This window comes from Streptomyces sp. UC4497 (genome assembly GCF_054871485.1).
In genome coordinates this window covers 1-399 of the sequence record NZ_JBTYHB010000081.1, presented here as the reverse complement: position 1 = coordinate 399, position 399 = coordinate 1, and the positions used below count along the sequence as shown (strand labels likewise).

Sequence of the window (399 nt, the reverse complement as noted above, 5' to 3'; positions counted from 1 at the left end):
CGGCGTGAGCTTGAGGATCGTTGTCACCGTGAAGTACGTGCCGGACGCCACGGGCGACCGGGGTTTCGCCGATGACCTGACGTTGGACCGTGACGATGTCGATGGTCTGCTGTCGGAGCTCGACGAGTACGCGGTGGAGCAGGCGCTGCAGATCTCGGAGAACTCCGACGACGACGTGGAGATCACGGTTTTGACCGTGGGTCCGGAGGACGCCAAGGACGCGCTGCGCAAGGCGCTGTCGATGGGTGCGGACAAGGCGATCCACGTGGAGGACGACGACCTGCACGGCACGGACGCGATCGGCACCTCGCTGGTGCTGGCCAAGGCGATCGAGAAGGCCGGCTACGACCTGGTGGTCTCCGGCATGGCCTCCACCGACGGCACCATGGGTGTCGTGCC

1 protein-coding gene is annotated in these 399 nt (G+C 66.2%); it reads left to right on the top strand.

The window, feature by feature from the left end:
* Positions 1–4: 4 nt before the first annotated feature.
* A partial coding sequence (locus ACYSUO_RS42285; RefSeq protein WP_461781514.1) for an electron transfer flavoprotein subunit beta/FixA family protein occupies positions 5–399 on the top strand: 395 nt, incomplete at its 3' end.